Below are 26,989 nucleotides of genomic sequence, written 5' to 3' on the forward strand. Positions count from 1 at the left end.
TTTTTTCATTTCATAGACATTTCCTATCAAGGCGATTGAAAATATATATTATCCAAGGGGGAAATTCTATGATAGACTAAATGACAATAAAATGAAAAGAGGTTTCTTATGACAACATTTACCATCCACACAGTAGAATCAGCACCAGCAGAAGTGAAAGAAGTTCTTGAAACAGTACAAAAAGATAACAATGGCTATATTCCCAACCTAATCGGTCTCTTGGCTAACGCTCCTACCGCGCTTGAAGCCTACCGAACTGTCGGAGCCATCAACCGTCGCAATAGCTTAACACCAGTAGAGCGTGAAGTAGTGCAAATCACGGCAGCCGTAACCAATGGTTGCGCTTTCTGCGTGGCTGGACATACTGCCTTTTCAATCAAACAAATCCAGATGAATGATGATCTTCTCCAAGCCCTTCGCAACCGCACTCCGATTGAAACAGATCCAAAACTAGATACTCTAGCTAAGTTTACCTTGGCGGTCATCAATACCAAAGGGCGTGTAGGAGATGAAGCCTTGGCTGAATTTTTGCAAGCTGGTTACACGCAACAAAATGCCTTGGACGTGGTTCTCGGTGTTAGTCTTGCCAGCCTCTGCAACTATGCCAACAATCTAGCCAATACGCCTATTAACCCAGAATTACAACCTTATTCCTAGTTCGAATCAGAAAGAAAAAATGAAGACTGAGCAATCCAGTCTTCATTTTTCTATGCTATTTTAAGCGCTTTTATGCTATACTAATAATAACATGATTATTGGAGGCTCGGATGAAAAAGCTACCCTTAGTATTCTCTGGCTGTTTATTAGGTTTAGCAGGTGCAGGAAATCTGATTGCAGATACTTTGCCTGTTCTGTCGCATTTATTGAGCCTGACTGGTCTAGTGTTGTGGCTTTTCTTTCTGATTCTCCATCTTTTTAATTGGGAAGAAACCAAGCAAGAATTGACCAAGCCCCCTCTTTTATCTGGGATGGCCACTTTTCCTATGGCTGGGATGATTTTATCGACCTATGTTTTTCGCGTATTCCCTGCTCTTTCTTTGCTAGCACAAGGAATCTGGTGGTTTTCCTTTCTCTTGGATTTGGCGTTGATTGCTACTTTTACCATCAAATTTGCCTGTCCGGGTCGGAGGGTCAATGCGACTCCAAGTTGGACGGTACTCTATGTGGGAATAGCAGTAGCAGCCTTGACCTATCCTCTGGTAGGCATTATTGAGATTGCCTATGCGACCTTGAGTTTTGGTTTTGTCTTGACCTTCTATCTCTATCCGCTTATTTATAGCGATTTAAAGAAAGATCCACTCCCAGTGGCCTTGCTTGGACAGGAAGGAATCTACTGTGCTCCCTTTTCCCTACTCTTAGCTTCTCTAGTTCGAGTTGGAGGAGCAGGCCTACCGACTTGGCTCTTGATTGTCATGATTTTGGCATCTCAGTCCTTCTTTTTCTTTGTTTTAACTCGCCTGCCCAATATTTTAAAACAAGGCTTTCAACCAGCCTTCTCAGCCCTCACCTTCCCAACCATTATCACAGCTACTTCGCTCAAGATGGCTCAGGGGATCTTGAAACTTCCATTTCTGGATTATCTGGTGTTTGCTGAAACTGTTATATGCCTCACTATTTTATTCTTTGTCTTGGTTGGTTATCTGATTTGGTTACGAAAAAAGGTCTAGCTAGAAATAGCTAGGCCTTTTTTTATGGTTTGATAACTTCAGCTCCACCCATATATGGACGAAGTGCTTCTGGAATAGTTACAGAACCATCTGCATTTTGGTAGTTTTCAAGAATAGCAGCAACTGTACGTCCAACTGCAAGTCCAGAACCGTTCAAAGTGTGAAGGAGTTTCACCTTGCCATCGGCTTCATCACGGTAACGGATTTGGGCACGACGGGCTTGGAAATCTTCTGTATTTGAACAGCTTGAGATTTCACGGTAAGTATTTTGCGCCGGAATCCACACTTCCAAGTCGTAAGTCTTAGCAGCTGAGAAGCCCATGTCCCCAGTAGAGAGGGCAACGACACGGTATGGAAGGTTGAGTTTTTGAAGAATATTTTCAGCATTGGCTGTCATCTTTTCCAATTCTTCGTAAGATTCTTCTGGTTTGGCAAATTTGACCATTTCAACCTTGTGGAATTGGTGCAGACGAATCAAGCCACGTGTATCACGACCGGCAGAACCAGCCTCAGAACGGAATGATGGACTCATAGCGGTAAAGTAGATTGGCAGGTCTTTACCGTCAAGAATTTCATCACGGTAGTAGTTTGTAAGAGGCACTTCAGCTGTAGGAATGAGGACATAATTAGTGTCTTTCAATTCAAAAGTATCTTCCTTAAATTTTGGATATTGACCAGTACCAAACATAGAGTCATGGTTAACAATGTATGGTGTGATAACTTCCGTATAGCCTTCTTTACCGTGCTCATCCAACATAAAGTTGTAGATAGCACGTTCCAAACGAGCACCGAGTCCTTTATAGAAGAGGAAGCGAGCTCCTGTTACCTTACCACCGCGTTCCCAGTCAAGGATACCCAAGTCTTCACCAAGATCCCAGTGAGCTTTTGGCTCGAAGTCAAACTCGCGTGGAGTACCCCAACGGCGAACTTCCACATTGTCATCTTCGTCAGCCCCAACAGGAACGCTGTCAGCAGGGATGTTTGGAAGAGTAGTGGTAAATTCTGTCAATTTAGCATCGATGTCCGCCAATTCAGCATCCAAGGCTTTGACTTCAGCAGATAGGGTTTGCATCGCAGCAATCTTGTCATCGGCATTTTCCTTGTTGCGCTTAGCTTGGGCAATCTCAGCAGAAACTGTGTTACGTTCTGCTTTTAGAGTTTCAACCTTGACCAAGATGTCACGACGTTTAGCATCGATTTCTTTCATCTCATTTAAGATAGCAGCATCTACACCACGTGTAGCTAATTTTTCAGCGACAGCCTCAAAATCTGTGCGAATACGTTTAATATCTAACATAAGAACTCCTTTATGAAAAAAGCACACCTGACAAAGCGTTGGAGTGGCAGGGCCACGGTTCCATCCAACTTCACAGGTGTGCACTTGATTGTATATGTAATTGTGAACAACGGTAGAATTTCACCTATCCCTCCTATCTGCTCACAGCACCCGCAGACTTTCTGAAAGAAGGAGATAACCTACTTATCCGTTGCTATGATTATACTAAAGTTTCTACTTTTTTGCAAATAGATTTTTAAGTTTTTTTCCAATGGTCTGGAGTAGAGTCGGAAGTTTCACGACCTTGTCGTTTCCTAATTTTTCCCGAGCGATTTTGAGGATAGCCCCAGAGTCTTTTGAAGCAAAGAGGAATTTTCCTTGATTAGTGAAGACTTCAAAGTGGCGGCTGATTTTGCGACCACTTACGTTGGCTCCGATTTGCTGAATGCTGGACCAGGGGATTTGGATATATTGTTCGACATTGACATCAGGATAAAACTCTAAGGCTTGATCCCCAACTAGAAATTTTCCAACTTTTCCAGAGATAGAGAGGTAAGATGTTCCAGTGGTTTGGAGGTCAATGACTTGATTGAGTGATTGGGCCATGATTAGTCTTCCTTACTTTCACCGAAAAAGGCATGATAGAGAGCCTTGATTGCTGCTTTTTCTTGCTCTTTATTGACAACAAACATGATGGAAACTTCGCTTGAACCTTGTGACATCATCTGGATGTTGATTTTATTTTCAGACAAAGCACGTGTTGCAGTAGCAGTTACCCCGATATGGCTCTTCATCTTTTCTCCGACAATCATAATGATGGAAAGGTCATGTTCGATTTCAGCATGATCTACTTCAGCCTTTTGAACGAGTTGACGTAGAATTTCTTCTTCTTTGATAGGAGTTAATTCACGGGAGCGGAGGATGATTGAAAGATCGTCGATACCTGTAGGCATGTGTTCCCAACCGATATTGAGGTCCTCAAGGATTTGAAGAACCTTGCGACCAAAGCCGACTTCGCGATTCATGAGGTATTTTGACATGTTGATGCTGACGAATCCTGAGTCACCCGCAATTCCTACTACAGGGAATTTATCACTACTGTGTTCTAAAACAATGCGTGTTCCTGGGTGGTCAGGGTTGTTGGTATTCTTGATGACAAGAGGAATTTTTCCTCGGTAGGCAGGAAGAAGGGCTTCGTCATGAAGGACTGAAAATCCAGCGTAAGCCAACTCACGCATTTCACGGTAGGTTAATTCAGGAATGGAGTGTGGTTGGTGGATAATACCAGGATGGGCAGCAAAGATACCATCTACGTCTGTAAAGTTCTCATAGAGATCAGCCTTAACACCTGCTGCAATGATAGAACCTGTGATATCTGAACCTCCACGTGAAAAAGTACAGATTTGATTTTCCTTAGTCACACCAAAGAAACCAGGGATGACAAGGACTTCGTTGCTATCAGCCAAGCCTTCAATCTTGTCATAACTAGATGGAATGATGCGTGCGTTTCCTGGTTCACTTGTGACAACAATTCCAGCTTCTCTTGGGTGAACATAGCGTGCATCAATGCCGTTTTGGTTAAAGTAGGCTGCAATCAATTTGGCATTGTTATTTTCTCCAGCCGCTAGGAAGGTATCATAGAGAAATTCATTGTCCTCTATAGGAAGAGTTGCCAAGGCCCGAATACTTTTAGAGATTTTTTCTAAAACAGCAGGTTTTAACCCAAGTTCACTAACCATAGCGGCATAACGGTCAATGATCCAGCTTTGGCTAGCACTGATGTCATTTCCAGCCACATAGTCACGATAGTATTTGATCAAGGCATCGGTTACCTTGGTATCTTCAGCATTGCGTTTTCCGGGTGCAGAAACGACTACAAAACGGCGCTCTTTATCACTTTTAACGATATTTAAAACTTTTTCTAACTGACCAGCAGAGGCAAGCGAGCTTCCGCCAAATTTTACAACCTTCATAAGGACTCCTCAAGTAAGTATTTTATACGATTATAGCAGAAAGAGGGGCATTTTTCAATGAAGAAAATAACTTCCTATTATAATAGAAGAAAACACTAACTTATTTTGAAAAGCGATAACAGTTTAAAAGTAAGGGTGTCAAATTTTACTCACACTCATAAATGATGGGTAAATAATCAGCTGAGACACTTTCCTTTAGTTTTTCCTTGCCTCTTTATCCAAAAAAAGGTATACTTTGATGATAAAACAATTTTATTGCCTTACAAAATAAAAGGAGAAGCTATGAATCATATCTTATATCAGATCGTAGATGATCTGGCTATCATTACTTTGAATCGTCCCGAAGTGGCAAATGGTTTCCATATCCCAATGTGTGAGGAAATTTTAGAAGCTTTGACTCTAGCGGAGCAGGATCAAGCTGTGCAGTTCATCTTGATTAATGCGAATGGGAAGGTCTTTTCAGTTGGAGGAGACTTGGTTGAGATGAAACGCGCAGTAGACGAAGATGATATCCCTTCTTTGAATAAGATTGCAGAATTAGTCAATACAATTTCTTTTAAAATCAAGCAAATTCCTAAACCTGTTTTGATGGAGGTAGATGGAGCGGTTGCTGGTGCTGCAGCAAATATGGCAGTAGCAGTTGATTTCTGTTTAGCGACTGACAAGGCAAAATTCATTCAAGCCTTTGTCGGAGTTGGATTGGCGCCAGACGCTGGTGGGATTCATCTCTTGAGTCGTAGTATCGGGGTAACACGGGCTGCACAACTTGCCATGACAGGTGAAGCTTTGACTGCTGAAAAAGCGCTAGAATGGGGCGTGGTATACCGTGTTTGTGAAGTTGACAAATTAGAAAAAACAAGAGAACAAGTTCTGAAAAAATTAAGAAGAGGTTCAGCAAACTCATACGCAGCGATTAAAAAGTTAGTTTGGGAAAGTCAATTCAAGGATTGGCAGAATTATGCCGAATTAGAATTGAAACTACAAGAATCGTTATCTCTAACTGAAGATTTCAAAGAAGGGGTTCGAGCGCATTCTGAAAGAAGAAGACCAAAATTTACAGGAATGTGAAAAAATACTTGCACAATTTTTTGAAGTTTGTTATACTTCTTTTATCAAATGTTTTGATTGTAAAAGTTTTTTGAGGGGGAGGGAAACGATTTGGACTACCAACAAGTAAATGATTATCTAACATCTATTTTTAATAACGTCCTTGTGATTGAGGAGGTTAGCTTACGAGGTAGTCGATTCAAAGACATCTCCATCAAAGAAATGCACACGATCGATGTGATTGGGAAGTTCCCGGAGGCAACGCCAAGTAAGGTTTCCAAAGAACTGATGGTAACTCTTGGAACAGTGACGACGAGTTTGAATAACCTGGAGAGAAAAGGTTATATTGAGCGTATTCGTTCTGACCAAGACCGTCGAGTGGTCTATCTGCATTTGACAAAGAAAGGTCGTTTGGTTCACCGCCTTCATAAACGATTCCACAAGGCTATGGTCGAAAAAATCATCGATGGCATGAGCCCTGAGGAAAAAGAAGTCATGGGCAGAGGCTTAACGAAACTTTATCAATTTTTGGAGGATTTGAAATAATGGCTTTTGCAAAGATAAGCCAGGTTGCTCATTATGTTCCAGAGCAAGTGGTCACTAATCATGACTTAGCCCAAATCATGGACACAAGCGATGAGTGGATTTCAAGTCGGACAGGAATTAAACAGAGACATATTTCAAAAACAGAGTCTACAAGTGACTTGGCGACAGAAGTTGCTAAGAGCTTGCTGGCTAAAGGGAGCTTAACAGCGGATCAGATTGATTTTATCATTGTAGCGACGATTACCCCAGACTCGATGATGCCTTCCACAGCAGCTCGAGTTCAGGCAAATATCGGAGCGCACAGAGCTTTCGCCTTTGATCTGACAGCAGCTTGCAGTGGCTTTGTATTCGCTCTCTCAACTGCAGAAAAGTTTTTAAGTTCTGGACAGTTCAAAAAAGGGATTGTTATCGGGGCTGAAACCTTATCCAAGGCAGTTGATTGGTCAGATCGTTCGACAGCTGTTCTCTTTGGAGATGGAGCTGGTGGGGTTCTCTTGGAAGCGAGCGAAACACGGCACTTCCTTGTGGAAAGTCTCTATACAGATGGCTCTCGGAGCGAGTGTTTGACCTATGGTCAAACGGCTTTGGCTTCTCCTTTCTCGGATCAAGAAGCAGTTCCTGCTTTTTTGAAGATGGATGGACGAGCAGTTTTTGATTTTGCAAATCGTGATGTTGCTAGATCGATCAAAGAAACCATTGAAAATGGTCCAATCGCAGCATCGGAATTGGATTATCTATTGCTTCATCAGGCAAATATCCGCATTTTGGATAAGATGGCTAAGAAGATCGGCGTAGACCGAGACAAGCTTCCTGCCAATATGATGGAGTATGGAAATACCAGTGCAGCAAGTATCCCGATTTTGCTCTCAGAGTGTGTGGAGAATGGCATGATTCGTTTAGATGGTAGCCAGACGATTCTCCTATCGGGCTTCGGTGGAGGTTTGACATGGGGCACACTCGTTCTTACAATCTAGGTAATCATGTGGTAAACACATAGTTATAAAATTTTTATATTTTAAAGGAGTCCTATCATGGCAGTATTTGAAAAAGTACAAGAAATTATCGTTGAAGAACTTGGGAAAGACGCATCAGAAGTAACACTTGAATCTACTTTTGATGATTTGGATGCAGATTCATTGGACTTGTTCCAAGTAATCTCTGAAATCGAAGATGCTTTCGATATCCAAATCGAAGCAGAAGATAACTTGAAAACAGTTGGTGACTTGGTTGCCTACGTTGAAGAGCAAACAAAATAATTAACATATTACTAGAAGGAGTAGGGGAAACCCACTCCCTCTTGTTTAGGTAATAGTTTGAAACTCAAACGATAAACTCATCGAACTATTACGTAAGCAAGGAATGATGGAGGCACTATGAAAACACGTATTACAGAATTATTGAACATTGATTATCCTATTTTTCAAGGAGGAATGGCCTGGGTTGCGGATGGTGACTTGGCTGGTGCAGTATCAAAAGCTGGTGGTCTAGGGATCATCGGTGGTGGGAATGCACCTAAAGAGGTCGTAAAGGCTAATATCGATAAAATCAAATCACTTACGGACAAACCTTTTGGTGTCAACATCATGCTCTTGTCACCTTTTGTAGAAGACATCGTTGATCTCGTGATTGAAGAAGGGGTCAAGGTGGTGACAACTGGTGCAGGAAATCCAAGTAAATACATGACTCGTTTCCATGATGCAGGAATTACAGTTATTCCTGTTGTTCCAAGTGTTGCTTTGGCAAAACGCATGGAAAAAATTGGTGCAGATGCAGTTATTGCAGAAGGAATGGAAGCCGGTGGGCATATTGGTAAATTGACGACGATGACCTTGGTTCGCCAAGTTGCTGCAGCTGTTTCAATTCCAGTTATCGCAGCTGGAGGAATTGCGGACGGTGAAGGTGTCGCTGCAGGCTTTATGCTTGGTGCTGAGGCTGTTCAGGTTGGTACGCGTTTCGTAGTAGCTAAGGAATCTAACGCCCATCCAAAATACAAGGAAAAAATCTTAAAAGCTCGTGATATTGATACGACTATTTCAGCTCAACACTTTGGACATGCTGTTCGTGCCATTAAAAATCAGTTGACACGTGACTTTGAGCAGGCTGAAAAAGATGCCTTTAAACAAGAAAATCCAGATTTAGAAATCTTTGAACAAATGGGAGCTGGTGCCCTAGCTAAAGCCGTTGTTCATGGAGATGTAGAAGGTGGATCTGTCATGGCAGGTCAGATCGCTGGTTTGGTATCTAAAGAGGAAACTGTCGAAGAAATCCTAAAAGATCTATACTATGGCGCAGCCAAAAAAATTCAAGAAGAAGCCTCTCGTTGGGCAGGAGTTGTAAGAAATGACTAAAACAGCCTTTCTATTTGCGGGTCAAGGTGCTCAGTATCTAGGAATGGGGCGTGATCTCTATGATCACTATCCTATTGTCAAGGAAACAATTGACCAAGCCAGTCAAGTTTTGGGTTATGACCTTCGTGACTTGATCGATAAGGAAGAAACCAAGCTAAACCAGACTCGCTATACGCAACCAGCTATTTTAGCGACTTCGGTTGCTATTTACCGACTATTAAAAGAAAAGGGCTACCAGCCGGATATGGTAGCAGGATTGTCTCTTGGGGAATATTCTGCTCTTGTAGCAAGTGGTGCCTTGGACTTTGAGGATGCAGTTGCCTTGGTTGCTAAACGTGGTGCTTATATGGAAGAAGCTGCACCTGCAGGCTCTGGGAAGATGGTTGCCGTTCTTAATACTCCAGTTGAAGCGATTGAGGAAGCTTGTGAAACAGCCTCTAACGTTGGAGTAGTGACTCCAGCTAACTACAACACCCCAAGCCAAATCGTTATCGGTGGTGAGGTGGCTGCAGTTGACCGCGCAGTTGAACTCTTGCAGGAAGCAGGAGCAAAACGATTGATTCCTTTAAATGTATCGGGTCCTTTCCATACAGCCCTTCTTGAGCCAGCCAGTCAGCAACTAGCTGGAACTCTGGAGGGAGTGAGTTTCTCTGACTTTACTTGCCCACTAGTCGGCAATACGGAAGCTGCTGTTATGGAAAAAGATCGAATCCAAGAGCTTTTGACGCGTCAGGTCAAAGAACCTGTTCGTTTTTATGAAAGTATTGCTGTGATGAAGGATGCTGGGGTAACCAACTTTATTGAAATTGGTCCTGGAAAGGTCCTGTCAGGCTTTGTCAAAAAAATCGATAAAACAGCTCAGCTAGCTAACGTTGAAGACCAAGCAAGCTTGGATGCTTTGTTAGGAAACTAATGATCCCTTCTCCCACAAAATACAACAGGAAATAGGAGAAATAGAATGCAACTTACAAACAAAAATGTCTTTGTAACAGGTTCAAGTCGTGGTATCGGACTTGCCATTGCTCACAAATTTGCCCAACTAGGCGCTAATGTAGTTTTGAATAGTCGCGGGGCAATCTCAGAAGAATTGCTGGCTGAGTTTTCAAACTACGGCGTCAAAGTAGTACCGATTTCAGGTGATGTTTCAGACTTTGCAGATGCCAAGCGTATGGTAGATCAAGCAATCGCAGAACTTGGTTCGGTTGATGTCTTGGTCAACAATGCTGGGATCACTCAAGATATGCTTATGCTCAAGATGACCGAAGAAGACTTTGAAAAAGTGCTTAAGATCAACTTGACAGGGGCCTTTAACATGACTCAAGCTGTCTTGAAACAGATGATTAAGGCACGTGAAGGTGCGATTATCAACATGTCTAGTGTGGTTGGTCTGATGGGAAATATCGGACAAGCCAACTATGCGGCTTCCAAGGCTGGTTTGATTGGTTTTACCAAGTCAGTAGCGCGTGAGGTTGCCAATCGCAATGTGCGTGTAAATGCTCTTGCACCAGGAATGATCGAGTCAGATATGACTGCTGTTTTATCTGATAAGGTCAAGGAAGCAACACTAGCGCAAATCCCTATGAAACAGTTTGGTCAGGCGGACCATATCGCGGATGCCACGGTCTTCTTAGCCCAACAAGATTATTTGACTGGACAAGTTCTCGCTGTTGATGGCGGACTTAGCATGTAAAAAATAAGGAAAGATATAGGTAAGACAGATGAAACTAAATCGAGTTGTAGTAACAGGTTACGGATTGACCTCTCCTATCGGAAATACCCCAGAAGAATTTTGGAACAGTTTGCAAACTGGAAAAATCGGAATTGGAGAAATCACTAAGTTTGATCATAGTGAATTTGCCGTACACAATGCGGCTGAAATTCAAGATTTCCCGTTTGATAAATACTTTGTCAAAAAAGATACCAACCGTTTTGATGATTATTCTTTGTATGCCTTGTATGCAGCGCAAGAGGCAGTGACACATGCCAACCTTGATGTAGAAACGGTTGATAAAGATCGTTTTGGTGTCATCGTTGCTTCCGGTATCGGAGGTATCAAAGAAATCGAAGATCAGGTTATCCGTCTTCATGACAAAGGCCCAAAACGTGTTAAACCAATGACACTTCCAAAAGCCTTGCCAAATATGGCTTCAGGAAATGTTGCGATGCGTTTCGGAGCAAACGGTATTTGTAAATCAATCAATACAGCCTGTGCCTCATCAAACGATGCCATTGGGGATGCCTTCCGTTCTATCAAGTTTGGTTTCCAAGATGTCATGTTAGTTGGTGGATCAGAATCATCAATCACTCCTTTTGCCATTGCTGGATTCCAAGCTTTGACAGCTCTATCCACTACGGAAGATCCAACTCGTGCTTCTATTCCATTTGACAAAGACCGTAATGGTTTTGTCATGGGAGAAGGTTCAGGGATGTTGGTTCTTGAAAGCCTTGAACATGCTGAAAAACGTGGGGCAACTATCTTGGCTGAAGTAGTTGGCTATGGTAATACCTGTGATGCTTACCATATGACTTCACCTCATCCAGAGGGTCAAGGCGCGATTAAGGCTATGAAACTGGCTTTGGAAGAGGCAGAAATTTCTCCTGAGCAAGTAGCATATGTCAATGCTCACGGAACTTCAACTCCTGCTAATGAAAAAGGAGAAAGTGGTGCGATCGTAGCTGTTCTTGGTAAAGAAGTCCCTGTATCTTCAACCAAGTCCTTTACAGGACACTTGCTTGGTGCTGCAGGAGCAGTAGAAGCCATCGCTACCATCGAAGCCATGCGTCATAACTATGTACCAATGACAGCTGGAACAAGCGAGTTGTCAGACTATATCGAAGCCAATGTCGTTTATGGACAAGGCTTGGAGCAAGAAATTCCTTATGCTATTTCAAACACTTTTGGTTTTGGCGGGCACAACGCGGTTCTTGCTTTCAAACGTTGGGAGAATAAATAATTATGAATTTAAATGAGATCAAGGACTTGATGGCTCAATTCGACCAATCAAGTTTGAGAGAATTTTCTTATAAAAACGGACAGGACGAATTGCAGTTCAGCAAGAATGAAGCAAGAATGGCTTCTGAAGTACCAGCTCCAGTTCCTTCAACGCCAGCTGCAGTGGTTGCTAGTCCAGCGGTTTCAGCTCCTTCGAGTCCAGTAGCAGAAGCACCAGCACCAGCTGAATCGACTGTTGCCCCAGAGGGAGATGTTGTTGAAAGCCCACTTGTTGGTGTGGCTTACTTGGCTGCTGGACCAGATAAACCTGCCTTTGTCACAGTCGGAGACAGTGTTAAAAAAGGTCAAACTTTGGTGATCATCGAAGCCATGAAGGTCATGAATGAAATTCCTGCACCTAAGGATGGTGTGGTGACAGAAATTCTCATTTCAGATGAAGAAATGGTTGAGTTTGGTAAAGGATTGGTACGTATCAAATGATCGATATTCAAGGAATTAAAGAAGCGCTACCCCATCGCTACCCCATGCTCCTAGTGGATCGTGTCTTGGAAGTGAGTGAAGATAGCATTGTTGCCATTAAAAATGTCACGATAAACGAACCTTTCTTTAATGGTCATTTTCCTCAATATCCAGTTATGCCAGGTGTTCTTATCATGGAAGCTTTGGCACAGACTGCGGGTGTCTTAGAATTGTCTAAGCTTGAAAACAAAGGAAAGCTGGTCTTTTACGCTGGCATGGACAAGGTCAAGTTTAAGAAGCAAGTTGTACCAGGTGATCAATTAGTCATGACGGCTACCTTTGTCAAACGTCGTGGTACGATTGCCGTGGTTGAAGCAAAGGCTGAAGTAGATGGCAAGCTTGCAGCGAGTGGTACTCTTACCTTTGCAATTGGAAACTAAGGAGGTTCTCCATGTTTCGTAAAATTTTGATTGCCAACCGTGGTGAGATTGCGGTTCGCATTATTCGAGCTGCGCGTGAATTGGGCATTGCGACCGTAGCAGTTTATTCAACTGCTGATAAGGAAGCTCTTCACACACTCCTAGCAGATGAAGCTATCTGCATCGGACCTGGTAAGGCGACAGAATCTTATCTCAATATCAATGCGATTTTATCGGCTGCAGTCTTGACAGAAGCAGAAGCCATCCACCCAGGTTTTGGTTTTCTTAGCGAAAACTCCAAGTTTGCCACGATGTGTGATGAAGTGGGAATTAAGTTCATTGGACCTTCTGGGGCTGTGATGGATACCATGGGAGATAAGATCAATGCGCGTGAGCAAATGATCAAGGCTGGAGTTCCTGTTATCCCTGGCTCTGATGGTGAAGTTCATACTGCTGAAGAGGCCCTGGCAGTTGCAGAAAAGATTGGCTATCCAGTCATGCTTAAGGCATCGGCAGGTGGTGGTGGAAAAGGGATTCGTAAGGTTGAAAAGGCGGAAGACTTGGTCGCAGCCTTTGAGACAGCATCCAGTGAAGCCAAGGCCAATTTTGGGAATGGTGCTATGTACCTTGAGCGTGTGATTTATCCAGCTCGTCATATCGAGGTCCAAATCCTTGCTGACCAAGAGGGACACGTCATCCATCTAGGAGAACGGGATTGTTCTCTTCAACGAAATAACCAAAAGGTCTTAGAAGAAAGCCCGTCCATCGCGATTGGCAAAACCCTTCGTAATGAAATTGGTTCTGCGGCCGTTCGTGCAGCGGAGTCTGTTGGTTATGAAAATGCAGGGACGATTGAATTTCTGCTCGATGAAGCCAGTGGCAATTTCTACTTCATGGAAATGAATACTCGTGTGCAAGTTGAACACCCAGTCACAGAGTTTGTTTCAGGTGTTGATATCGTGAAGGAACAGATTCGCATTGCTGCCGGGCAACCTTTACCTTTCAAACAAGAAGACATTGTCCTGCGAGGTCACGCTATCGAGTGCCGGATCAATGCGGAAAATCCAGCATTTAACTTTGCTCCAAGCCCAGGGAAAATCACCAACCTCTACCTTCCAAGTGGAGGAGTTGGATTGCGTGTAGACTCTGCAGTCTATCCAGGTTATACCATTCCTCCTTACTATGATAGTATGATTGCCAAAATCATTGTTCATGGGGAGAATCGTTTTGACGCTCTTATGAAGATGCAACGGGCACTTTATGAGCTTGAGATTGAAGGAGTACAAACCAATGCGGATTTCCAGCTGGATCTGATTTCAGACCGTCGGGTTATCGCTGGGGACTACGATACTTCCTTCCTGATGGAAACTTTCTTGCCACATTACCAAGAAAAAGAATAGACTTTCAAAGAGTATGAGAACTAAAAGGGGGATTTATGGCTCTATTTAGTAAAAAGGATAAGTATATTCGGATCAATCCTAATCGATCCGTAAGGCAGGCACCACAAGCCAAGCCGGAGGTGCCTGATGAACTCTTCTCCAAGTGTCCTGGATGTAAGCACACCATTTATCAAAAGGACCTTGGGAGTGAGCGCATTTGTCCCCATTGTAGCTATACTTTCCGTATTTCAGCCCAAGAGCGCTTGGCTCTAACAGTTGATTCTGATAGCTTTGTGGAGATGTTTACAGGAATTGAAACTCAAGATCCCTTGAACTTTCCTGGTTACCAGAAAAAACTGGCTAGCATGCGTGAAAAAACAGGACTGGATGAAGCTGTCCTGACTGGTACAGCTAGCATCAAGGGACAAAAAGTTGCCCTTGGGATCATGGATTCAAACTTTATCATGGCGTCGATGGGAACCGTTGTGGGTGAAAAAATCACGCGCTTGTTTGAATATGCGACAGTTGAAAAGTTGCCAGTTGTACTTTTTACGGCTTCTGGCGGTGCACGTATGCAAGAAGGGATTATGAGCTTGATGCAGATGGCTAAGATTTCTGCGGCAGTTCAACGCCATTCCAAGGCAGGACTTTTTTACCTGACGATTTTGACGGATCCGACAACAGGAGGAGTTACTGCTTCTTTTGCTATGGAAGGTGACATTATCCTAGCAGAGCCCCAGAGTTTAGTTGGTTTTGCAGGGCGTCGTGTTATCGAAAATACAGTTCGTGAGACCTTGCCGGATGATTTCCAAAAGGCAGAATTTTTGCTTGAACATGGATTTGTGGATGCAATTGTCAAACGTAGAGAACTACCAGATACAATTGCTAAATTAGTGAGATTGCATGGAGGAAGTCGCGGATGAATATTGCAAAAATTGTCAGAGAGGCACGCGAGCAGAGTCGCTTGACAGCCCTTGATTTTGCCAATGGAATCTTCGATGAATTTATCGAATTGCATGGAGACCGTTCTTTCAGAGATGACGGTGCGGTCATTGGTGGAATTGGCTGGTTAGGTGATCAAGCAGTAACAGTCGTCGGAATCCAAAAGGGAAAAAGTCTTCATGACAACCTCAAACGGAACTTTGGGCAACCCCATCCAGAAGGTTATCGCAAGGCTCTACGCTTGATGAAACAGGCAGAAAAATTTGGTCGTCCAGTTGTAACCTTCATCAACACTGCTGGAGCTTACCCAGGTGTTGGAGCTGAGGAACGTGGACAAGGGGAAGCAATCGCTCGAAACCTGATGGAAATGAGCGACCTCAAGGTTCCAATCATCGCGATTATTATCGGTGAAGGAGGGTCTGGAGGTGCATTAGCACTAGCCGTTGCTGACCGTGTCTGGATGCTGGAAAATTCGATCTATGCCGTGCTCAGTCCAGAAGGCTTTGCCTCTATCCTTTGGAAGGATGGAAGTCGTGCCATGGAAGCAGCAGAGTTGATGAAAATCACTTCACACGAACTCCTAGAAATGGGTATCGTTGACAAGGTAATCTCAGAAGCAGGGCTTTCCAGTAAGGAACTGCAAGCTCGTGTTAAAAATGAATTGCGTGCAGAACTTGACCGCTTGCAAGGCTTAGCCTTGGAACAGCTCCTCGAAGAACGTTACCAACGGTTTAGAAAATATTAAAAAGAAAGCTAGAACTGAGTAAAGGTTCTAGCATTTTTTCTAGAGAACATACATTTCAGGATGAAAAATTGACATTTTAGGAGATGGATGGCACACTGGTCAAAAATGATTTATACTAGATATAGAAGTTTGTAATGTTTAAATGATTTTCAAACTCGAAAGGAAATTAGAAATCTAAATTACGGGAAAAAATTGAATAGCGGAATAAGAAGTTAAGGAAGTTTGTAAAAATGAAAAAACTAGGGCATTTGGGAGTCTATACATCACTGGTATTTCTATCGGTTTATCTACCAGAGTTAGGGATCGTGCATCTAACTAAGTTTTTGGGATGGGGGATAGATGGCTATTCTGTCATTTCACTTGTTTGGGAACTAGTTCTTGTAGTCTTATTTGTCTTTTGGTTAAAAAAGAAAGAGATGCTCTATATTTTTAAAAAAAGCTCAAAGAAGTCAAGATTCTTTTACCTTGTAGTTGGTCTAGTGGCTACTTATTTTGTTCGTCAATTGGTGGATGCTTTTCAGATACAGTTTCATCACCTAATTGATAACAAGTATATCTTTCAAGACCTTCTTTCGATTCTGTACTCCAATGGGCAACCAACTTTTCTATCAACTGTTCTCAGTTTTAGTTTAACAGTAGTCGTCGCACCTATATCAGAGGAACTAATTGATAGAGGGTATTTTATGAATACCTTCTTTCCCCAGTCCAAGTATTATCTGGATGTTATCTTATCAGCTCTTATCTTTGGTCTCAGTCACTTGGTATTATCCCATCGCGATCCTATCAGTTTGATTATTTATAGTTTTGTTGGTCTTTTCTTTGCTCTAGTATATCGGTGGACAAAGAACCTAAAAATCACCATCTTGTGCCATAGTTTTTTCAATTTTCTCATTTATGCAAAACCCATCTGGATTTTTGTTTATAATTATATCTATTATCATTTTTTTAGATAGTGGAAGTCAAACACTTTTTCAAATTTGCTAGGAAGATAGAGAAATCTTTTTTATCAATTTCTTGTTTTTCAATGGGTAAAGCAAGCATTCAGGACGAAAAATTGACAGTTGAGGAGATGGACAATAAAATAGACAAATAAGATCTATACTGTAGATGTAAGGTTACAAAAAATAATTTTAAGGATGTACTTGCAATGGCAGGTACAGGAACATTTATAGTTCTTTCGTCAGAAGACTTGGACCAAATCTCAGGCGGTCTTGCTGTTTGGGAAGATGGATATGGTAGATGGTTATATTATAGAAAATTTGCTCCCTATATGGGGCAAGGGCACTGAATTCTTATAGGAATGCTTGGAAGTACGGCTTCCGAGCAGGATAATCTTTCAAAAAAGTACGATGAGAAACACAAAGAAACTAAGACAATTTGGAATATTTTTTCTTATTATTTTACTATCTACCTATTTACCACAAACAATTGGTTTGTATGTAGCGATCATTTTAGGGTTAGGCGCTGATGTCTACTCTCTTATTTTAACAATGGGATTAGTAGGAAGTTTCCTTCTATTAATTTGGTGGTTAAAAAAGCAAAAGATGCTCTTCATCTTTGAGAAAAAGAGCTGGAACTGGTCATTTGTCTTCTACTTATTTGCAACTTATGTGGTTCATCAGGTGCTCGGTAATTTTTGGGAACGTTTTGCTCATTTGATTAATCATCGGAATATTCATGATGTCTATTTTGCGTTGATTCTTTCAAATGGTCAACCAACTTTTCTATCTACAGTTCTTAGTTTTATCTTAACTGTCGTTATTGGTCCTATTTTGGAAGAGACGCTCGATCGTGGGTATCTTATGAACACCTTCTTTACTAAGTCAAAGTACTATTTAGATGTCATCTTATCAGGCCTTATCTTTGGACTTAGTCATTTGATACTATCTCACCGAGACCCAATTAGTTTATTATATTATAGTCTGATTGGTTTCTTTTTCGCTCTTGTCTACCGTTGGACAAAGAACTTAAAAATTACCATCCTGTGCCATAGTTTTTTTAACTTTCTCATTTATGCAAAGCCCATTTGGATTTTTGTTTCTAATTATGTCTATTATCATTTTTTTAGATAGTGGAGTGCAAAGAAAAAAGTGTTTGATAATTGTCAAACACTTTTTCTAATTTGATAGTAAGATTGAGAGATGCTTTTTTATGTTATTGATAGTCGTACCATTCAGGATGAAAAATTGACTTTTTTAAAAATAGTTGTTAATATAATAAAAGATATTTATGCTATAAAAATAAGTCAACAAAGATTTTTTGGAGTAAGTATGAAAAAACTAGGTCATTTGGGAATCTATACATTACTGGTATTTCTATCAATTTATCTACTAGATTTCAGTAGTCTTTATCTGGCTAAGATGTTTGTCTGGGGTATGGATGGCTATTCTATTATTGTAGCAGTAGAGCAACTAGCTCTTTTAGGACTATTTATCTATTGGCTAAAAAAGAAAAAAATGCTCTATATTTTTGAAAAAAAGGGCTCAAAGAAATCCAGATTCTTTTACCTTTTAGTTAGTTTAGTGGCTGCTTATTTTGTCCGTCAGTTGTTAAGTGCTTTTTACTTACAGTTTAGTCGCTTCATTAATAATCACTATATCTTTGAAGACCTTCTTTCGGTCCTATCCTTCAGTGAGCAATCTACTATTTTAACGACTTGCTTCTCTTTTATCTCAGTTGTCATTTTGGGGCCTATATTGGAGGAACTAGTTCATAGAGGGTACTTTATGAATACCTTTTTCTCCCAGTCCAAGTACTATCTGGATGTCATCTTATCTGCTCTTATTTTTGGGCTCAGTCATTTGGTATTGTCCCATCGTGACCTTATCAGTTTGATGGTTTATAGTTTTTCCGGTCTTTTCTTTGCTTTAGTTTACCGTTGGACAAAAAGTCTAAAAATCACCATTCTGTGCCATAGTTTTATAAACTTTCTCATCCATGCAGACTTCATCTGGTTATTTCTTTCTAATTTAATCTATTATCGTTTTTTTAGATAGTGGAAGGCAAAGAAAAAAGTGTTTGATAATTGTCAAACACTTTTTTTGTTTACTGTTCTTCTGTCACAAACTGGCTGAGCAGTCCATTGATAAAACGGGCAGATTTTTGATCTGAGAAATCCTTTGCAAGCTCGATAGCTTCGTTAACAGCAACCAACTGAGGGGTGTCAAATGAAGTGATTTCAAAGACTCCCAAGCGAAGAAGGTTTCTCTCCACGAGCGTTAAACGCTCGATGGTCCAACCTGCTTTTAAATGCTGTGTGATTTGCTTGTCTAGTTCTTCCTTTTTAGCTTGAACACCAGAAACTAGCTCTGTCAAAAAGGCTGGAAGTTGCACATCAGTATCTTCACGATCATGAGTATAGGCGAAACGACAAGCAGTTTCGACATCCGTACCGAACTCAAGACTCATGAGAGCTTGAAAAGCGCATTTACGGAGTTGGCGTCTAGATTCTAATAGTGGACTAGTCATTGAGGAAGTCCTCGTCAAATAAATCTTTCAATTCTGGTTTTGGTGTTTTATCTGGAACGATACCTGCAACGTGGATATTGATAGCAGTTAGTTCTACATCAGCCATGTTGCGGACAGCATCTTTGACAGCTTTTTGGATAGCAACAGCTACCTTAGGAACTTTTACTCCGTACTCAAGGTAGAGATAGATATCAGCTGTGAGTTCTTCGTTCACGTTTTTAAGATAAACGCCGCGGCCGAGAGAAAGTTTTGAAAGGGTGTCAGATACTGATTTGTTTGAAAAAGAGTGAACACCCTCTACTTTTGCAGTAGCAATAGCAATGATTTTTTCAAGTACACGTGGGGCGATAACGATTTCGCCAAGTTGTTCTTCAATTCCCATAGAATGACCTCTTTCTAGAGATTAGGCACGAGAAACGTAAGTTCCTTCAGCAGTGTTGATAACGAGTTTTTGTCCTGCTTCGATGAAGTCTGGAACGTTTACGACAAGTCCAGTTTCCATCGTTGCTGGTTTACCAGAACCTGTAACAGTAGCACCTTTGATAGATGGTTGAGTTTCTGCAACTGTCAATTCGACAGTAGTAGGAACGGTAACACCAATCACTTCAGTTCCGTAGAATTGGATCTTCACATCAGAGTTTTCAAGGATGTAAAGCAATTCGTTTTCAACGTTGACTACAGGGATTTCGTATTGGTCGTAAGTTTCTGTGTTCATGAAGTAAGCTGTGTCATCCATTTTGTACAAGTATTGAGCTGGGACAGTCTCGATGATAGCTTGTTCAAATTTTTCCTCTGGACGGTAGCTTGTGTCAAATGTAGAACCAGTACGGACATCACGCAATTTCATACGCATGATGGTGTTTCCTTTACCTGGTTTGTGGTGGCTAGCTTCCAAAACGCGGATTAATTTTCCGTCAGCTGTTTCAAAGGTCATACCAGCCTTTAATTTACTTGCTTCAATCATGTTTTTACCTCTTTAATAAATAATTTACTCTTTATTGTACCATAAAAGACAACATTACTCAAATGTCAGAAGGAGCTTAATTAGTTGACTGGTACGATATTTCCATCTTCGTCTTTGGTGACGAGAACGTATTTCCCATCAACTTCGATATAAAAATTCTTGCTAGTAGCTTGTCCAGCATTTTGAGTCGATGCTTGCGTTTGGGCTTGTTGGCTAAGTTGACCACCGAGAGTCTGGCCAAGATTCATTCCCATAAACATGTTCATCCCATTGCCATTCCCTTCGTTGGCAGCTGCAGCAATAAGCGCTTCGTTACGAGCACGGCGTTCTTCAATCTCAATCGTGTTGTACTTCATAGCAGCGAGCTCACTATCAAGTTTGCGAACAATGGCAAGACTTTCTTGGTCGTAGCTGAGGTCTTCAAGCAAGATATTGGTTGCTTCAATCCCGTAGAGACCTGTCCAAACCTTGTTGACCTCTTGTTTAGCGAGTTCGTTAAAGGTATCTTGGTTGGCATTGAGGCTATAGATATCAACCTTGTTTTCGTTGGTGTATTTGGCAATGGCAATCGCGATTTTTGGTGCGATATTTTGACGGAGCGTTCCTTGAGCTACATCTTGGAGAGTATATGGCTGTCCGTCAGTAATTTGGCGACTAACAGAACTCACGTAGAAGAGGACTGGATCAGCGATTTTTACATCAAACAAGCCGTAGAAACGGATGTTAAGCAGTTGTTGGTAACGTTCGCTGAAATATTCGACTGCATTTTGTGTGCCGAACTTATTACCCGCGATGGGTTGCATGCGGATAAAGATAATTTCTTGTTGGGTGATGACTTGTCCACCAAAAGAGAAGCGGTTTTTAAAGTTTTCCCAAGTGCCTTTTATACCACCTTTTTCAAGGAGCCAGGCGTTATCACCAGCTTGCCATTCGTGGCTACCAGCTTCAAGGACCTCACCAAGGAAGGTACCGTTGTTTACCAAAACAGCGGTATAACCTTGAGGAACGATAACCACACTGCCGTCCGACAAGAGGCCTGTATTTTGATTGCTGTGACGAGAACGTCCATCTGGGTCTTTTGTGAGTAATTGACCCTTGATGGCCAAGGCGTCGCCAGAGACATTGTCTGGAAGGACGATGGCTTCCTTGAATTTACTATCATTAAAACTATTTAAGCCTGCTGATAAGGCTGCACGTATAAATCCCATAATTCCTCCTAATTATAAAGCTCGTCTTCATCCACAACATCATAGGTATCGAGTACCCATTGGTTTGGACTGCGAGAGAGATTGGCACCACAGTAGTCGCACTCGCTAACCGCAGAGATTTTCAATGGGGCGCCACAGTTTGGACAGTGGTCGCTCACAACTTGGTCTGGATTGACTGCTTGTGTTTGGCTACCGTGTTGACGGATAAAGTTTAATTGATACACGGTGAAGAGATCTTTTTTAGGATCTCCTTCAAGGACACGGCGAGTCTCATCGTCAATGACATAGTCCCGCAAGGTAGACGATAGGATTACGACTAAGGTATCGTTTCCGTCAGGATTTTCAATGAACTCCTTGATGCGAACATTTTCGATACAAACTTTCTCTAAAACATTGGTTGTCTTAGCTCGGATGTGATCTTCTAATTGCGTGCTGTGCTGTGAATAGAGACTAGTACTTTCTAAAGCTCGGACAGAGTTCCAATTTTTCTCAGTCCAGGCAACCTGCAATTTAAGGTAGACTTCCTTAACCCAAGAAATGAAGGCATCAGCGTCAAAGTTTGGATCCCCATATTTTACACGACTAATGGCCAAAGTGTTATGTTCAATTCGTCGGTGGATTGGTTGATAGTTGGTATTACTGTGGCTTGTGCTTGAATTATTTGCTTTATTTTTTAAGGATTCAACGATAACCACTAAAACAATGGCACCCACAAATATTACCATAAATCCTAGATAGGGTGAGCTATCAGAACTACTAGAGGATGACCCGTATCCAGAGCGGTAGTAGTGATAAGATGAGCCACCAGAGCGACTTCCTCCTCCACTTGAACGACTACTACTTCTGGAGCTACTGCGACTGCTGCTACCACTTCTGGAATGTCCGACACCCGCATCAACGATTTGAGGCACGGATAGAAAAAAAAGTAATAAACAGGTCATTAAAAGAGCGTAAAACTTTTTCATGTGTCTCCTAACTATATGATTGAAAAGGTAGAATTCTGAATTTGAATGATTATTAAACTATTTAATAACCTTTAAAAATCATCTAAGATAGACTAGGCGTTATTTACTAGCATTTAGCTTCTTTATGGAATGGAGCTCGATGAGCCATCCCACAATCCATCCTATTGCTAGCAAGTAATTTTCAAAAGCACCGATAGCATTTACAGGAGAGTGATACTCCATATAATTGAGTAAGTGATTTGTTCCTATTCCAATTCCGCCAATAATGAGAGCAAGAAGTGCGATTCGTAGATAGAACCAATCGTATTTAATATTGATAGCGAGAATAATAATCAATACAGCTAGATTCCATATTCCAATTTCTCGTTGCCAACCAGCAGATATTCCGTACCCGGAGTGACTTCCCATGTATGATGGAAAGAAAATTTGTAGTATAGAAGCGCCTAACATAGCGATGATGACTAAGACAAATAGCAATCGTAAAAATTTGTTCATTTATTCCCCTTGTCTCATTCTCGTTTTAAAAGTAGAAAAAGTGTTTAAAGAGTAAATTACTCACTGTCTTTCAACTTCGCCAATTCTTGTGCAAGCAGTTTAAGGGCGACTTGTGGGTTGGCTTGACCTTTGGTTGCCTTCATAAGGAATCCTGTGAAGGCCTTGTCTGCGTTGCGTTTACCTGACTTGAAGTCGGCAACGGCAGCTTCGTTATCCGCAAAGACTTGGTGGATGATTGGAATCAGAACATCTGGATCTGAGATTTGAACCAAGCCTGCTTTTTCCACGTATTCACGCGCGCCACCGCCATTTTTAGCTAGGTGGACAAAGACTTTCTTGGCAATCTTAGAAGAGATCGTGCCGTCTTCGATGATGGCAATCATTTCTACTAAGTTTTCTGGTGTTAATTCGATTTGTTCCAGTGTCTTACCTTCGGCGTTCAAGAACTGAGCAACTTCGCCTTGGAGCCAGTTAGAGACTTGTTTGGCATCGCCACCGAGGGCAACAGCTTTTTCAAAGAAGTCAGAAGTGACTTTGTTTGCAGTCAACTGGCTAGCATCGTAGTCTGACAAGCCAAGATTAGATACGTAGCGCGCACGGCGTTCTTTTGGAAACTCTGGCAATTCTGTACGCATTTCCTCAATCCACTCATCTGAGATTTCAAAGAGTGGTAGGTCAGGTTCTGGGAAGTAGCGGTAGTCTGCAGCACCTTCTTTGACACGCATGAGGATGGTTGCCTTGTTAGCTTCATCGTAACGGCGAGTTTCTTGTCGAATTTGACCACCTGAGCGAAGGATTTCAGCTTGACGTTGGACTTCGTATTCAAGACCCTTACGCACGTTTGAGAAGGAGTTGAGGTTTTTCAACTCTGTCTTGGTACCGAATTTTTCTTGACCATAAGGACGAAGCGAGATATTGGCATCCACACGCATAGAACCTTCTTCCATCTTAACGTCAGAAATGCCAGCGTACTGGATAACTTCCTTGAGGGCTGTCAGATAAGCGTAGGCTTCCTCTGGAGAACGCATGTCAGCTTCAGATACGATTTCAATCAATGGCACCCCTTGACGGTTGAGGTCAACATAAGAGTAGCCATCTGTACCGTGGGTGTTTTTACCAGCGTCTTCTTCTAGGTGAGCACGTTCGATCCCGATTTTCTTAGTCGTACCGTCTTCTAGCTCGACTTCAATCCAGCCGTTATAACCGATTGGCTCATCAAACTGAGAAATTTGGTAGGCTTTGGGATTGTCAGGATAGAAGTAGTTCTTGCGGTCAAAGTGCATCTTTTTGTGGATGTCCATGTTGAGGGCAAGAGCAGCCTTGATACCGGCATCGACAACACCTTTATTGAGAACTGGCAGAACTCCTGGGAAGGACCAGTCAATTACGTTGGTATTGGCATTCTGGTCATTTCCAAAGTGGGCAGAAGTAGGTGAGAAGATTTTTGAATTGGTGTTGAGCTCTACGTGGACTTCAAGTCCAATGACTGTTTCAAAGTTCATTAGTTATCACCTCCAAAAATCACAGGTTGTTGTTTGTGGTAGTCTGTTGTTGCTTCAAAAGCAGTAGCAGCTTGGTAAATAGTCTCTTCTGAGTATTTAGGACCAATCAATTGGAGACCGACTGGGAGACCTTGAGCAAATCCAGCAGGGATGGAAATTCCTGGGAGACCTGCTAAGTTGACTGGGATGGTCAAGAGGTCAGCCAAGTACATGGCAACGGGGTCATGGTTGAGTGAGTCCAAGTCATAAGCAACGCTTGGTGCAGTTGGTCCCAAAATCAAGTCGTAATCCGCAAAGACGTTTTCGAAATCTTGAATGATAAGGGTACGGACTTGACCAGCTTTCTTATAGTAGGCATCATAGTAACCTGATGAAAGGCTGAAAGTACCCAGCATGATACGGCGTTTTACCTCTTCACCGAAACCTTGGCTACGGCTGTTTACATAGATTTCATCAAGGTTGGTCGCATCCTCTGCACGATAGCCGTAACGGATACCGTCAAAGCGTTGCAAGTTTGAGGAGGCTTCTGATGAAGCGATGATGTAGTAAACAGCTACTCCGTATTTTGAGTGAGGAAGACTCACTTCTTCGACGATAGCGCCAAGTTTCTCAAAGTGTTTGGCTGCGTTAAGAATTGTTTCCTTAACTTCTGGGTCAATTCCTTCACCAAGATATTCTTTAGGCAAAGCAATTTTCATGCCCTTGATGTCTTGGCCAATTTTTGAAGTAAAGTCGGCAATACGGACTGGAGCAGAAGTAGAGTCTTTTGCATCTTCGCTGGAAATAGCATTGAGCAAGAGGGCGTTTTCCTTAACAGTTGGTGCAAAAGGTCCAATCTGGTCTAATGAGCTACCAAAAGCAATGAGACCGAAACGTGAAACTGTTCCGTAAGTTGGTTTGAGACCAACAATCCCGTTGAAGGCGGCAGGTTGGCGGATAGAACCACCAGTATCAGAACCAAGTGACAAGCGGACTTGTCCTGAGGCTACGGCTGCGGCAGAACCACTTGATGAACCACCAGGAACCTTGCTGTGGTCCCAAGCATTTTTAGTGGCACCGTAATGAGAAGTCTCACCAGAACCACCCATGGCAAACTCGTCCATGTTGGTCTTTCCGACGACAATCACACCCTTGGCTTTGGCATTGGCAACAGCTGTTGCATCAAAGATAGGTTCGTAGTTGTAGAGCATTTTTGAGGCTGCAGTTGTCAGGATACCGTCTGTAGAGATATTATCTTTAACAGCCAGCGGAATTCCTGAAAGGACATTATCCGCATCAATTCCTGCTTGGTCAATGGCTTTGGCTTGAGCAAGAGCCTGCTCCTCAGCGATGGTGACAAATGAATTGAGGGCTTCCTCACGAGACTTGATATCTTCAAGTGTTGCTTGAGTTAGTTCAGTTGCTGAAATCTCCTTAGAAACAAGGAGATTGTGCAAGTCTTCAATGGTTTTATTGTTGAAAGTCATTAGGCATCTCCTCCATCGTCTAGGATAGCTGGTACCTTGATATAGTAGTTATCTTTTTCAGGTACGTTTTTAAACAAGCGATCACGATCAGTTCCTTCTTCGGCCACATCAGGGCGGAGTACGGTCTTACGGTCAGCCATGGTCGTAGTAGGTGCGACACCAGTTGTGTCTACTTCGCCCAGCAACTCAACCATGTCAACAATTTTAGACAAGGTTGTCGCAAAGGCAGCAGTTTCTTCTTCAGAGAATCTTAATTTTGAAAGATTGGCAACGTGTGTTACCTCTTCTTGCGTAATTTTCATCTTGCATCCTTTCGTGAAATGATGATTTTTAGTCTGTTCTATTTTACCATATTTTCCTATAAATAAGGGAGCCAAACTGAAAAGAAATAGAAATTGAAAAATCGCTTTTAATTCGCTATAATGGTTAAACTAGAGAAAAGAAAAAATAAGAATTAGGATAGAAATATGTTCCATCAATTTATCACCAGATCTCAGACGGTTCCTCCTCCTATTCCGCTCTTTTGGTATGGAGCTATGATGCTTCTCTTAGTGCTGTGTATTTATGGAGCACTTGCTTATCACAAGAATCCGAAATTTGTCCGCTTGTTTAAGGGGATTCAGATCCTCCAGTTGCTAGCCCTATATAGCTGGTATGTTGGCTTTGGGATTCCATTTTCTAATAGTCTTCCATTTTACCATTGCCGTTTGGCTATGTTTGCGGTGGTTTTCTTGCCAGATAAATGGCGGAGCAAGCAGTATTTTGCCCTCTTAGGAGCAAGTGGAGCGGTCTTTGCCTTGGTTTACCCGGTTTTTGACCCCTATGATTTCCCCCACATTACCAGTTTTTCATTTTTGATTGGGCACTATGCCCTTCTAGTGAATTCCTTGGTTTACTTGATGAATCACTATGATAAGACCTTGCTCAAGAAATATATGATTGTAGCCTATACCTTTATCCTCAATCTCTTTCTAGTTGGGGTTAATCAGGTGACTGGTGGAAATTATGGTTTGTTAAACAAGACACCTTTTATACCAGATGCTCCCTTGTGGCTAAAATACCTTCTTGTGTCCGTCATCCTTTCGCTGGCTCTGGTTCTCTTTGATATCTTGTTCAAGAAACGGTGGCAAAAGAGAAATCAGGTAAAATCAGTACTCTAGCTTACCT

31 protein-coding genes and 1 pseudogene are annotated in these 26,989 nt (G+C 42.0%); 20 read left to right on the top strand and 12 right to left on the bottom strand.

The window, feature by feature from the left end:
- The first annotated feature begins 108 nt into the window (after nt 1–108).
- Together ACUW6H_RS06485 and ACUW6H_RS06490 are read left to right on the top strand one after the other, a co-directional pair.
- Nucleotides 109–657, top strand: a complete 549-nt coding sequence (locus ACUW6H_RS06485; RefSeq protein WP_454363097.1) for a carboxymuconolactone decarboxylase family protein — start codon at nt 109–111, stop codon at nt 655–657.
- Nucleotides 658–767: 110 nt separating this feature from the next.
- Nucleotides 768–1,667, top strand: coding sequence for a TDT family transporter (locus ACUW6H_RS06490; RefSeq protein WP_000735936.1), 900 nt, complete (start codon nt 768–770; stop codon nt 1,665–1,667).
- A 22-nt stretch (nt 1,668–1,689) separates the two neighbouring features.
- Here the strand turns inward: ACUW6H_RS06490 and serS are convergent, their stop codons facing one another.
- The 3 genes from serS to ACUW6H_RS06505 form a co-directional block, all read right to left on the bottom strand.
- Complete coding sequence (gene serS / locus ACUW6H_RS06495; protein ID WP_084849909.1) at nt 1,690–2,964, bottom strand: serine--tRNA ligase; 1,275 nt, start codon at nt 2,962–2,964, stop codon at nt 1,690–1,692.
- A 213-nt stretch (nt 2,965–3,177) separates the two neighbouring features.
- Entirely contained in the window at nt 3,178–3,549 is a 372-nt protein-coding gene (locus ACUW6H_RS06500) for a DUF956 family protein (RefSeq protein ID WP_454363100.1), read from the bottom strand.
- A gap of 2 nt (nt 3,550–3,551) precedes the next feature.
- The gene (locus tag ACUW6H_RS06505) at nt 3,552–4,916 is read right to left on the bottom strand and encodes an aspartate kinase (RefSeq protein WP_000869634.1); all 1,365 of its coding nucleotides are present in this window, start codon (nt 4,914–4,916) and stop codon (nt 3,552–3,554) included.
- Between the two features lie 282 nt (nt 4,917–5,198).
- Between ACUW6H_RS06505 and ACUW6H_RS06510 the strand changes: the two genes are divergently transcribed.
- The 17 genes and pseudogenes from ACUW6H_RS06510 to ACUW6H_RS06590 all read left to right on the top strand — a co-directional run bounded on the left by ACUW6H_RS06510 (nt 5,199) and on the right by ACUW6H_RS06590 (nt 18,750).
- Nucleotides 5,199–5,984, top strand: coding sequence for an enoyl-CoA hydratase (locus ACUW6H_RS06510; RefSeq protein WP_001015588.1), 786 nt, complete (start codon nt 5,199–5,201; stop codon nt 5,982–5,984).
- A gap of 90 nt (nt 5,985–6,074) precedes the next feature.
- Nucleotides 6,075–6,509 carry a fatty acid biosynthesis transcriptional regulator FabT gene (gene fabT, locus ACUW6H_RS06515; RefSeq protein ID WP_000386334.1) on the top strand — a complete coding sequence of 145 codons (435 nt, stop codon included), beginning with the start codon at nt 6,075–6,077 and terminating at the stop codon, nt 6,507–6,509.
- The gene (locus ACUW6H_RS06520) at nt 6,509–7,483 is read left to right on the top strand and encodes a beta-ketoacyl-ACP synthase III (protein ID WP_000852971.1); all 975 of its coding nucleotides are present in this window, start codon (nt 6,509–6,511) and stop codon (nt 7,481–7,483) included. The genes fabT and ACUW6H_RS06520 overlap by 1 nt, the downstream gene beginning before the upstream one ends.
- Before the next feature lie 57 nt (nt 7,484–7,540).
- Complete coding sequence (locus ACUW6H_RS06525) at nt 7,541–7,765, top strand: acyl carrier protein (protein WP_000257840.1); 225 nt, start codon at nt 7,541–7,543, stop codon at nt 7,763–7,765.
- Between the two features lie 117 nt (nt 7,766–7,882).
- Nucleotides 7,883–8,857, top strand: coding sequence for an enoyl-[acyl-carrier-protein] reductase FabK (gene fabK / locus ACUW6H_RS06530; RefSeq protein WP_000857452.1), 975 nt, complete (start codon nt 7,883–7,885; stop codon nt 8,855–8,857).
- A complete protein-coding gene (gene fabD, locus ACUW6H_RS06535; protein WP_454363104.1) occupies nt 8,850–9,770 on the top strand; it encodes an ACP S-malonyltransferase in 921 nt (306 codons plus the stop codon). The genes fabK and fabD overlap by 8 nt, the downstream gene beginning before the upstream one ends.
- A 45-nt stretch (nt 9,771–9,815) precedes the next feature.
- Nucleotides 9,816–10,547: a 3-oxoacyl-[acyl-carrier-protein] reductase gene (gene fabG, locus ACUW6H_RS06540; protein WP_454363106.1), complete on the top strand. Its 732-nt coding sequence runs from the start codon at nt 9,816–9,818 to the stop codon at nt 10,545–10,547.
- A gap of 28 nt (nt 10,548–10,575) precedes the next feature.
- Nucleotides 10,576–11,811, top strand: coding sequence for a beta-ketoacyl-ACP synthase II (fabF, locus tag ACUW6H_RS06545; RefSeq protein WP_235080433.1), 1,236 nt, complete (start codon nt 10,576–10,578; stop codon nt 11,809–11,811).
- 2 nt (nt 11,812–11,813) lie between these two features.
- On the top strand, nt 11,814–12,290 hold the full coding sequence (gene accB, locus ACUW6H_RS06550) for an acetyl-CoA carboxylase biotin carboxyl carrier protein (protein ID WP_454363109.1): 477 nt from the start codon (nt 11,814–11,816) through the stop codon (nt 12,288–12,290).
- Complete coding sequence (fabZ, locus tag ACUW6H_RS06555; RefSeq protein ID WP_454363111.1) at nt 12,287–12,709, top strand: 3-hydroxyacyl-ACP dehydratase FabZ; 423 nt, start codon at nt 12,287–12,289, stop codon at nt 12,707–12,709. Before accB ends, fabZ begins: the two co-directional genes overlap by 4 nt.
- 11 nt (nt 12,710–12,720) lie before the next feature.
- Nucleotides 12,721–14,088, top strand: a complete 1,368-nt coding sequence (gene accC / locus ACUW6H_RS06560) for an acetyl-CoA carboxylase biotin carboxylase subunit (RefSeq protein WP_454363113.1) — start codon at nt 12,721–12,723, stop codon at nt 14,086–14,088.
- A 35-nt stretch (nt 14,089–14,123) separates the two neighbouring features.
- Nucleotides 14,124–14,990: an acetyl-CoA carboxylase, carboxyltransferase subunit beta gene (gene accD, locus ACUW6H_RS06565; protein ID WP_096408198.1), complete on the top strand. Its 867-nt coding sequence runs from the start codon at nt 14,124–14,126 to the stop codon at nt 14,988–14,990.
- A complete protein-coding gene (locus ACUW6H_RS06570; RefSeq protein ID WP_084946969.1) occupies nt 14,987–15,754 on the top strand; it encodes an acetyl-CoA carboxylase carboxyl transferase subunit alpha in 768 nt (255 codons plus the stop codon). Before accD ends, ACUW6H_RS06570 begins: the two co-directional genes overlap by 4 nt.
- 230 nt (nt 15,755–15,984) lie before the next feature.
- On the top strand, nt 15,985–16,707 hold the full coding sequence (locus ACUW6H_RS06575; RefSeq protein WP_454363116.1) for a CPBP family intramembrane glutamic endopeptidase: 723 nt from the start codon (nt 15,985–15,987) through the stop codon (nt 16,705–16,707).
- Between the two features lie 194 nt (nt 16,708–16,901).
- A pseudogene (gene briC / locus ACUW6H_RS06580) lies at nt 16,902–17,086 on the top strand (biofilm-regulating peptide BriC).
- Between the two features lie 17 nt (nt 17,087–17,103).
- The gene (locus ACUW6H_RS06585; RefSeq protein WP_268705559.1) at nt 17,104–17,826 is read left to right on the top strand and encodes a CPBP family intramembrane glutamic endopeptidase; all 723 of its coding nucleotides are present in this window, start codon (nt 17,104–17,106) and stop codon (nt 17,824–17,826) included.
- A 198-nt stretch (nt 17,827–18,024) separates the two neighbouring features.
- Nucleotides 18,025–18,750, top strand: coding sequence for a CPBP family intramembrane glutamic endopeptidase (locus ACUW6H_RS06590; protein ID WP_268705558.1), 726 nt, complete (start codon nt 18,025–18,027; stop codon nt 18,748–18,750).
- A 49-nt stretch (nt 18,751–18,799) separates the two neighbouring features.
- Here ACUW6H_RS06590 and nusB read toward each other — a convergent pair whose 3' ends face one another.
- From nusB to gatC, 9 genes are all read right to left on the bottom strand, one after another.
- Nucleotides 18,800–19,222, bottom strand: coding sequence for a transcription antitermination factor NusB (gene nusB / locus ACUW6H_RS06595; RefSeq protein ID WP_000203659.1), 423 nt, complete (start codon nt 19,220–19,222; stop codon nt 18,800–18,802).
- Nucleotides 19,215–19,604: an Asp23/Gls24 family envelope stress response protein gene (locus ACUW6H_RS06600; RefSeq protein WP_000510587.1), complete on the bottom strand. Its 390-nt coding sequence runs from the start codon at nt 19,602–19,604 to the stop codon at nt 19,215–19,217. The genes nusB and ACUW6H_RS06600 overlap by 8 nt, the downstream gene beginning before the upstream one ends.
- A 21-nt stretch (nt 19,605–19,625) precedes the next feature.
- The gene (gene efp, locus ACUW6H_RS06605) at nt 19,626–20,186 is read right to left on the bottom strand and encodes an elongation factor P (RefSeq protein WP_000568640.1); all 561 of its coding nucleotides are present in this window, start codon (nt 20,184–20,186) and stop codon (nt 19,626–19,628) included.
- Between the two features lie 80 nt (nt 20,187–20,266).
- Complete coding sequence (locus ACUW6H_RS06610; RefSeq protein WP_454363141.1) at nt 20,267–21,394, bottom strand: SPFH domain-containing protein; 1,128 nt, start codon at nt 21,392–21,394, stop codon at nt 20,267–20,269.
- A gap of 8 nt (nt 21,395–21,402) precedes the next feature.
- Nucleotides 21,403–22,359 carry a zinc-ribbon domain-containing transport protein gene (locus ACUW6H_RS06615; RefSeq protein WP_454363143.1) on the bottom strand — a complete coding sequence of 319 codons (957 nt, stop codon included), beginning with the start codon at nt 22,357–22,359 and terminating at the stop codon, nt 21,403–21,405.
- A 99-nt stretch (nt 22,360–22,458) separates the two neighbouring features.
- A complete protein-coding gene (locus ACUW6H_RS06620; protein WP_454363145.1) occupies nt 22,459–22,854 on the bottom strand; it encodes a hypothetical protein in 396 nt (131 codons plus the stop codon).
- A gap of 56 nt (nt 22,855–22,910) precedes the next feature.
- Nucleotides 22,911–24,356 carry an Asp-tRNA(Asn)/Glu-tRNA(Gln) amidotransferase subunit GatB gene (gene gatB, locus ACUW6H_RS06625; RefSeq protein ID WP_454363147.1) on the bottom strand — a complete coding sequence of 482 codons (1,446 nt, stop codon included), beginning with the start codon at nt 24,354–24,356 and terminating at the stop codon, nt 22,911–22,913.
- Complete coding sequence (gene gatA / locus ACUW6H_RS06630) at nt 24,356–25,822, bottom strand: Asp-tRNA(Asn)/Glu-tRNA(Gln) amidotransferase subunit GatA (protein WP_454363149.1); 1,467 nt, start codon at nt 25,820–25,822, stop codon at nt 24,356–24,358. The genes gatB and gatA overlap by 1 nt, the downstream gene beginning before the upstream one ends.
- Nucleotides 25,822–26,124 carry an Asp-tRNA(Asn)/Glu-tRNA(Gln) amidotransferase subunit GatC gene (gene gatC, locus ACUW6H_RS06635; RefSeq protein ID WP_000705419.1) on the bottom strand — a complete coding sequence of 101 codons (303 nt, stop codon included), beginning with the start codon at nt 26,122–26,124 and terminating at the stop codon, nt 25,822–25,824. The genes gatA and gatC overlap by 1 nt, the downstream gene beginning before the upstream one ends.
- 165 nt (nt 26,125–26,289) lie before the next feature.
- On the opposite strand from gatC, the gene ACUW6H_RS06640 reads away from it, so the two are divergent.
- Nucleotides 26,290–26,982, top strand: coding sequence for a YwaF family protein (locus ACUW6H_RS06640; protein ID WP_454363153.1), 693 nt, complete (start codon nt 26,290–26,292; stop codon nt 26,980–26,982).
- The last annotated feature ends 7 nt before the right edge of the window (nt 26,983–26,989 follow it).

This window comes from Streptococcus sp. 151470009-6 (genome assembly GCF_053628175.1).

What these genes read in the sequence shown, in the direction of transcription:
- ACUW6H_RS06485 (WP_454363097.1), top strand. Translation starts at nt 109, where the DNA reads ATGACAACATTTACCATCCACACAGTAGAATCAGCACCAGCAGAAGTG.
- ACUW6H_RS06490 (WP_000735936.1), top strand. Translation starts at nt 768, where the DNA reads ATGAAAAAGCTACCCTTAGTATTCTCTGGCTGTTTATTAGGTTTAGCA.
- serS (WP_084849909.1), bottom strand. Translation starts at nt 2,964, where the DNA reads ATGTTAGATATTAAACGTATTCGCACAGATTTTGAGGCTGTCGCTGAA.
- ACUW6H_RS06500 (WP_454363100.1), bottom strand. Translation starts at nt 3,549, where the DNA reads ATGGCCCAATCACTCAATCAAGTCATTGACCTCCAAACCACTGGAACA.
- ACUW6H_RS06505 (WP_000869634.1), bottom strand. Translation starts at nt 4,916, where the DNA reads ATGAAGGTTGTAAAATTTGGCGGAAGCTCGCTTGCCTCTGCTGGTCAG.
- ACUW6H_RS06510 (WP_001015588.1), top strand. Translation starts at nt 5,199, where the DNA reads ATGAATCATATCTTATATCAGATCGTAGATGATCTGGCTATCATTACT.
- ACUW6H_RS06520 (WP_000852971.1), top strand. Translation starts at nt 6,509, where the DNA reads ATGGCTTTTGCAAAGATAAGCCAGGTTGCTCATTATGTTCCAGAGCAA.
- ACUW6H_RS06525 (WP_000257840.1), top strand. Translation starts at nt 7,541, where the DNA reads ATGGCAGTATTTGAAAAAGTACAAGAAATTATCGTTGAAGAACTTGGG.
- fabK (WP_000857452.1), top strand. Translation starts at nt 7,883, where the DNA reads ATGAAAACACGTATTACAGAATTATTGAACATTGATTATCCTATTTTT.
- fabD (WP_454363104.1), top strand. Translation starts at nt 8,850, where the DNA reads ATGACTAAAACAGCCTTTCTATTTGCGGGTCAAGGTGCTCAGTATCTA.
- fabG (WP_454363106.1), top strand. Translation starts at nt 9,816, where the DNA reads ATGCAACTTACAAACAAAAATGTCTTTGTAACAGGTTCAAGTCGTGGT.
- fabF (WP_235080433.1), top strand. Translation starts at nt 10,576, where the DNA reads ATGAAACTAAATCGAGTTGTAGTAACAGGTTACGGATTGACCTCTCCT.
- accB (WP_454363109.1), top strand. Translation starts at nt 11,814, where the DNA reads ATGAATTTAAATGAGATCAAGGACTTGATGGCTCAATTCGACCAATCA.
- fabZ (WP_454363111.1), top strand. Translation starts at nt 12,287, where the DNA reads ATGATCGATATTCAAGGAATTAAAGAAGCGCTACCCCATCGCTACCCC.
- accC (WP_454363113.1), top strand. Translation starts at nt 12,721, where the DNA reads ATGTTTCGTAAAATTTTGATTGCCAACCGTGGTGAGATTGCGGTTCGC.
- accD (WP_096408198.1), top strand. Translation starts at nt 14,124, where the DNA reads ATGGCTCTATTTAGTAAAAAGGATAAGTATATTCGGATCAATCCTAAT.
- ACUW6H_RS06570 (WP_084946969.1), top strand. Translation starts at nt 14,987, where the DNA reads ATGAATATTGCAAAAATTGTCAGAGAGGCACGCGAGCAGAGTCGCTTG.
- ACUW6H_RS06575 (WP_454363116.1), top strand. Translation starts at nt 15,985, where the DNA reads ATGAAAAAACTAGGGCATTTGGGAGTCTATACATCACTGGTATTTCTA.
- ACUW6H_RS06585 (WP_268705559.1), top strand. Translation starts at nt 17,104, where the DNA reads ATGAGAAACACAAAGAAACTAAGACAATTTGGAATATTTTTTCTTATT.
- ACUW6H_RS06590 (WP_268705558.1), top strand. Translation starts at nt 18,025, where the DNA reads ATGAAAAAACTAGGTCATTTGGGAATCTATACATTACTGGTATTTCTA.
- nusB (WP_000203659.1), bottom strand. Translation starts at nt 19,222, where the DNA reads ATGACTAGTCCACTATTAGAATCTAGACGCCAACTCCGTAAATGCGCT.
- ACUW6H_RS06600 (WP_000510587.1), bottom strand. Translation starts at nt 19,604, where the DNA reads ATGGGAATTGAAGAACAACTTGGCGAAATCGTTATCGCCCCACGTGTA.
- efp (WP_000568640.1), bottom strand. Translation starts at nt 20,186, where the DNA reads ATGATTGAAGCAAGTAAATTAAAGGCTGGTATGACCTTTGAAACAGCT.
- ACUW6H_RS06610 (WP_454363141.1), bottom strand. Translation starts at nt 21,394, where the DNA reads ATGGGATTTATACGTGCAGCCTTATCAGCAGGCTTAAATAGTTTTAAT.
- ACUW6H_RS06615 (WP_454363143.1), bottom strand. Translation starts at nt 22,359, where the DNA reads ATGAAAAAGTTTTACGCTCTTTTAATGACCTGTTTATTACTTTTTTTT.
- ACUW6H_RS06620 (WP_454363145.1), bottom strand. Translation starts at nt 22,854, where the DNA reads ATGAACAAATTTTTACGATTGCTATTTGTCTTAGTCATCATCGCTATG.
- gatB (WP_454363147.1), bottom strand. Translation starts at nt 24,356, where the DNA reads ATGAACTTTGAAACAGTCATTGGACTTGAAGTCCACGTAGAGCTCAAC.
- gatA (WP_454363149.1), bottom strand. Translation starts at nt 25,822, where the DNA reads ATGACTTTCAACAATAAAACCATTGAAGACTTGCACAATCTCCTTGTT.
- gatC (WP_000705419.1), bottom strand. Translation starts at nt 26,124, where the DNA reads ATGAAAATTACGCAAGAAGAGGTAACACACGTTGCCAATCTTTCAAAA.
- ACUW6H_RS06640 (WP_454363153.1), top strand. Translation starts at nt 26,290, where the DNA reads ATGTTCCATCAATTTATCACCAGATCTCAGACGGTTCCTCCTCCTATT.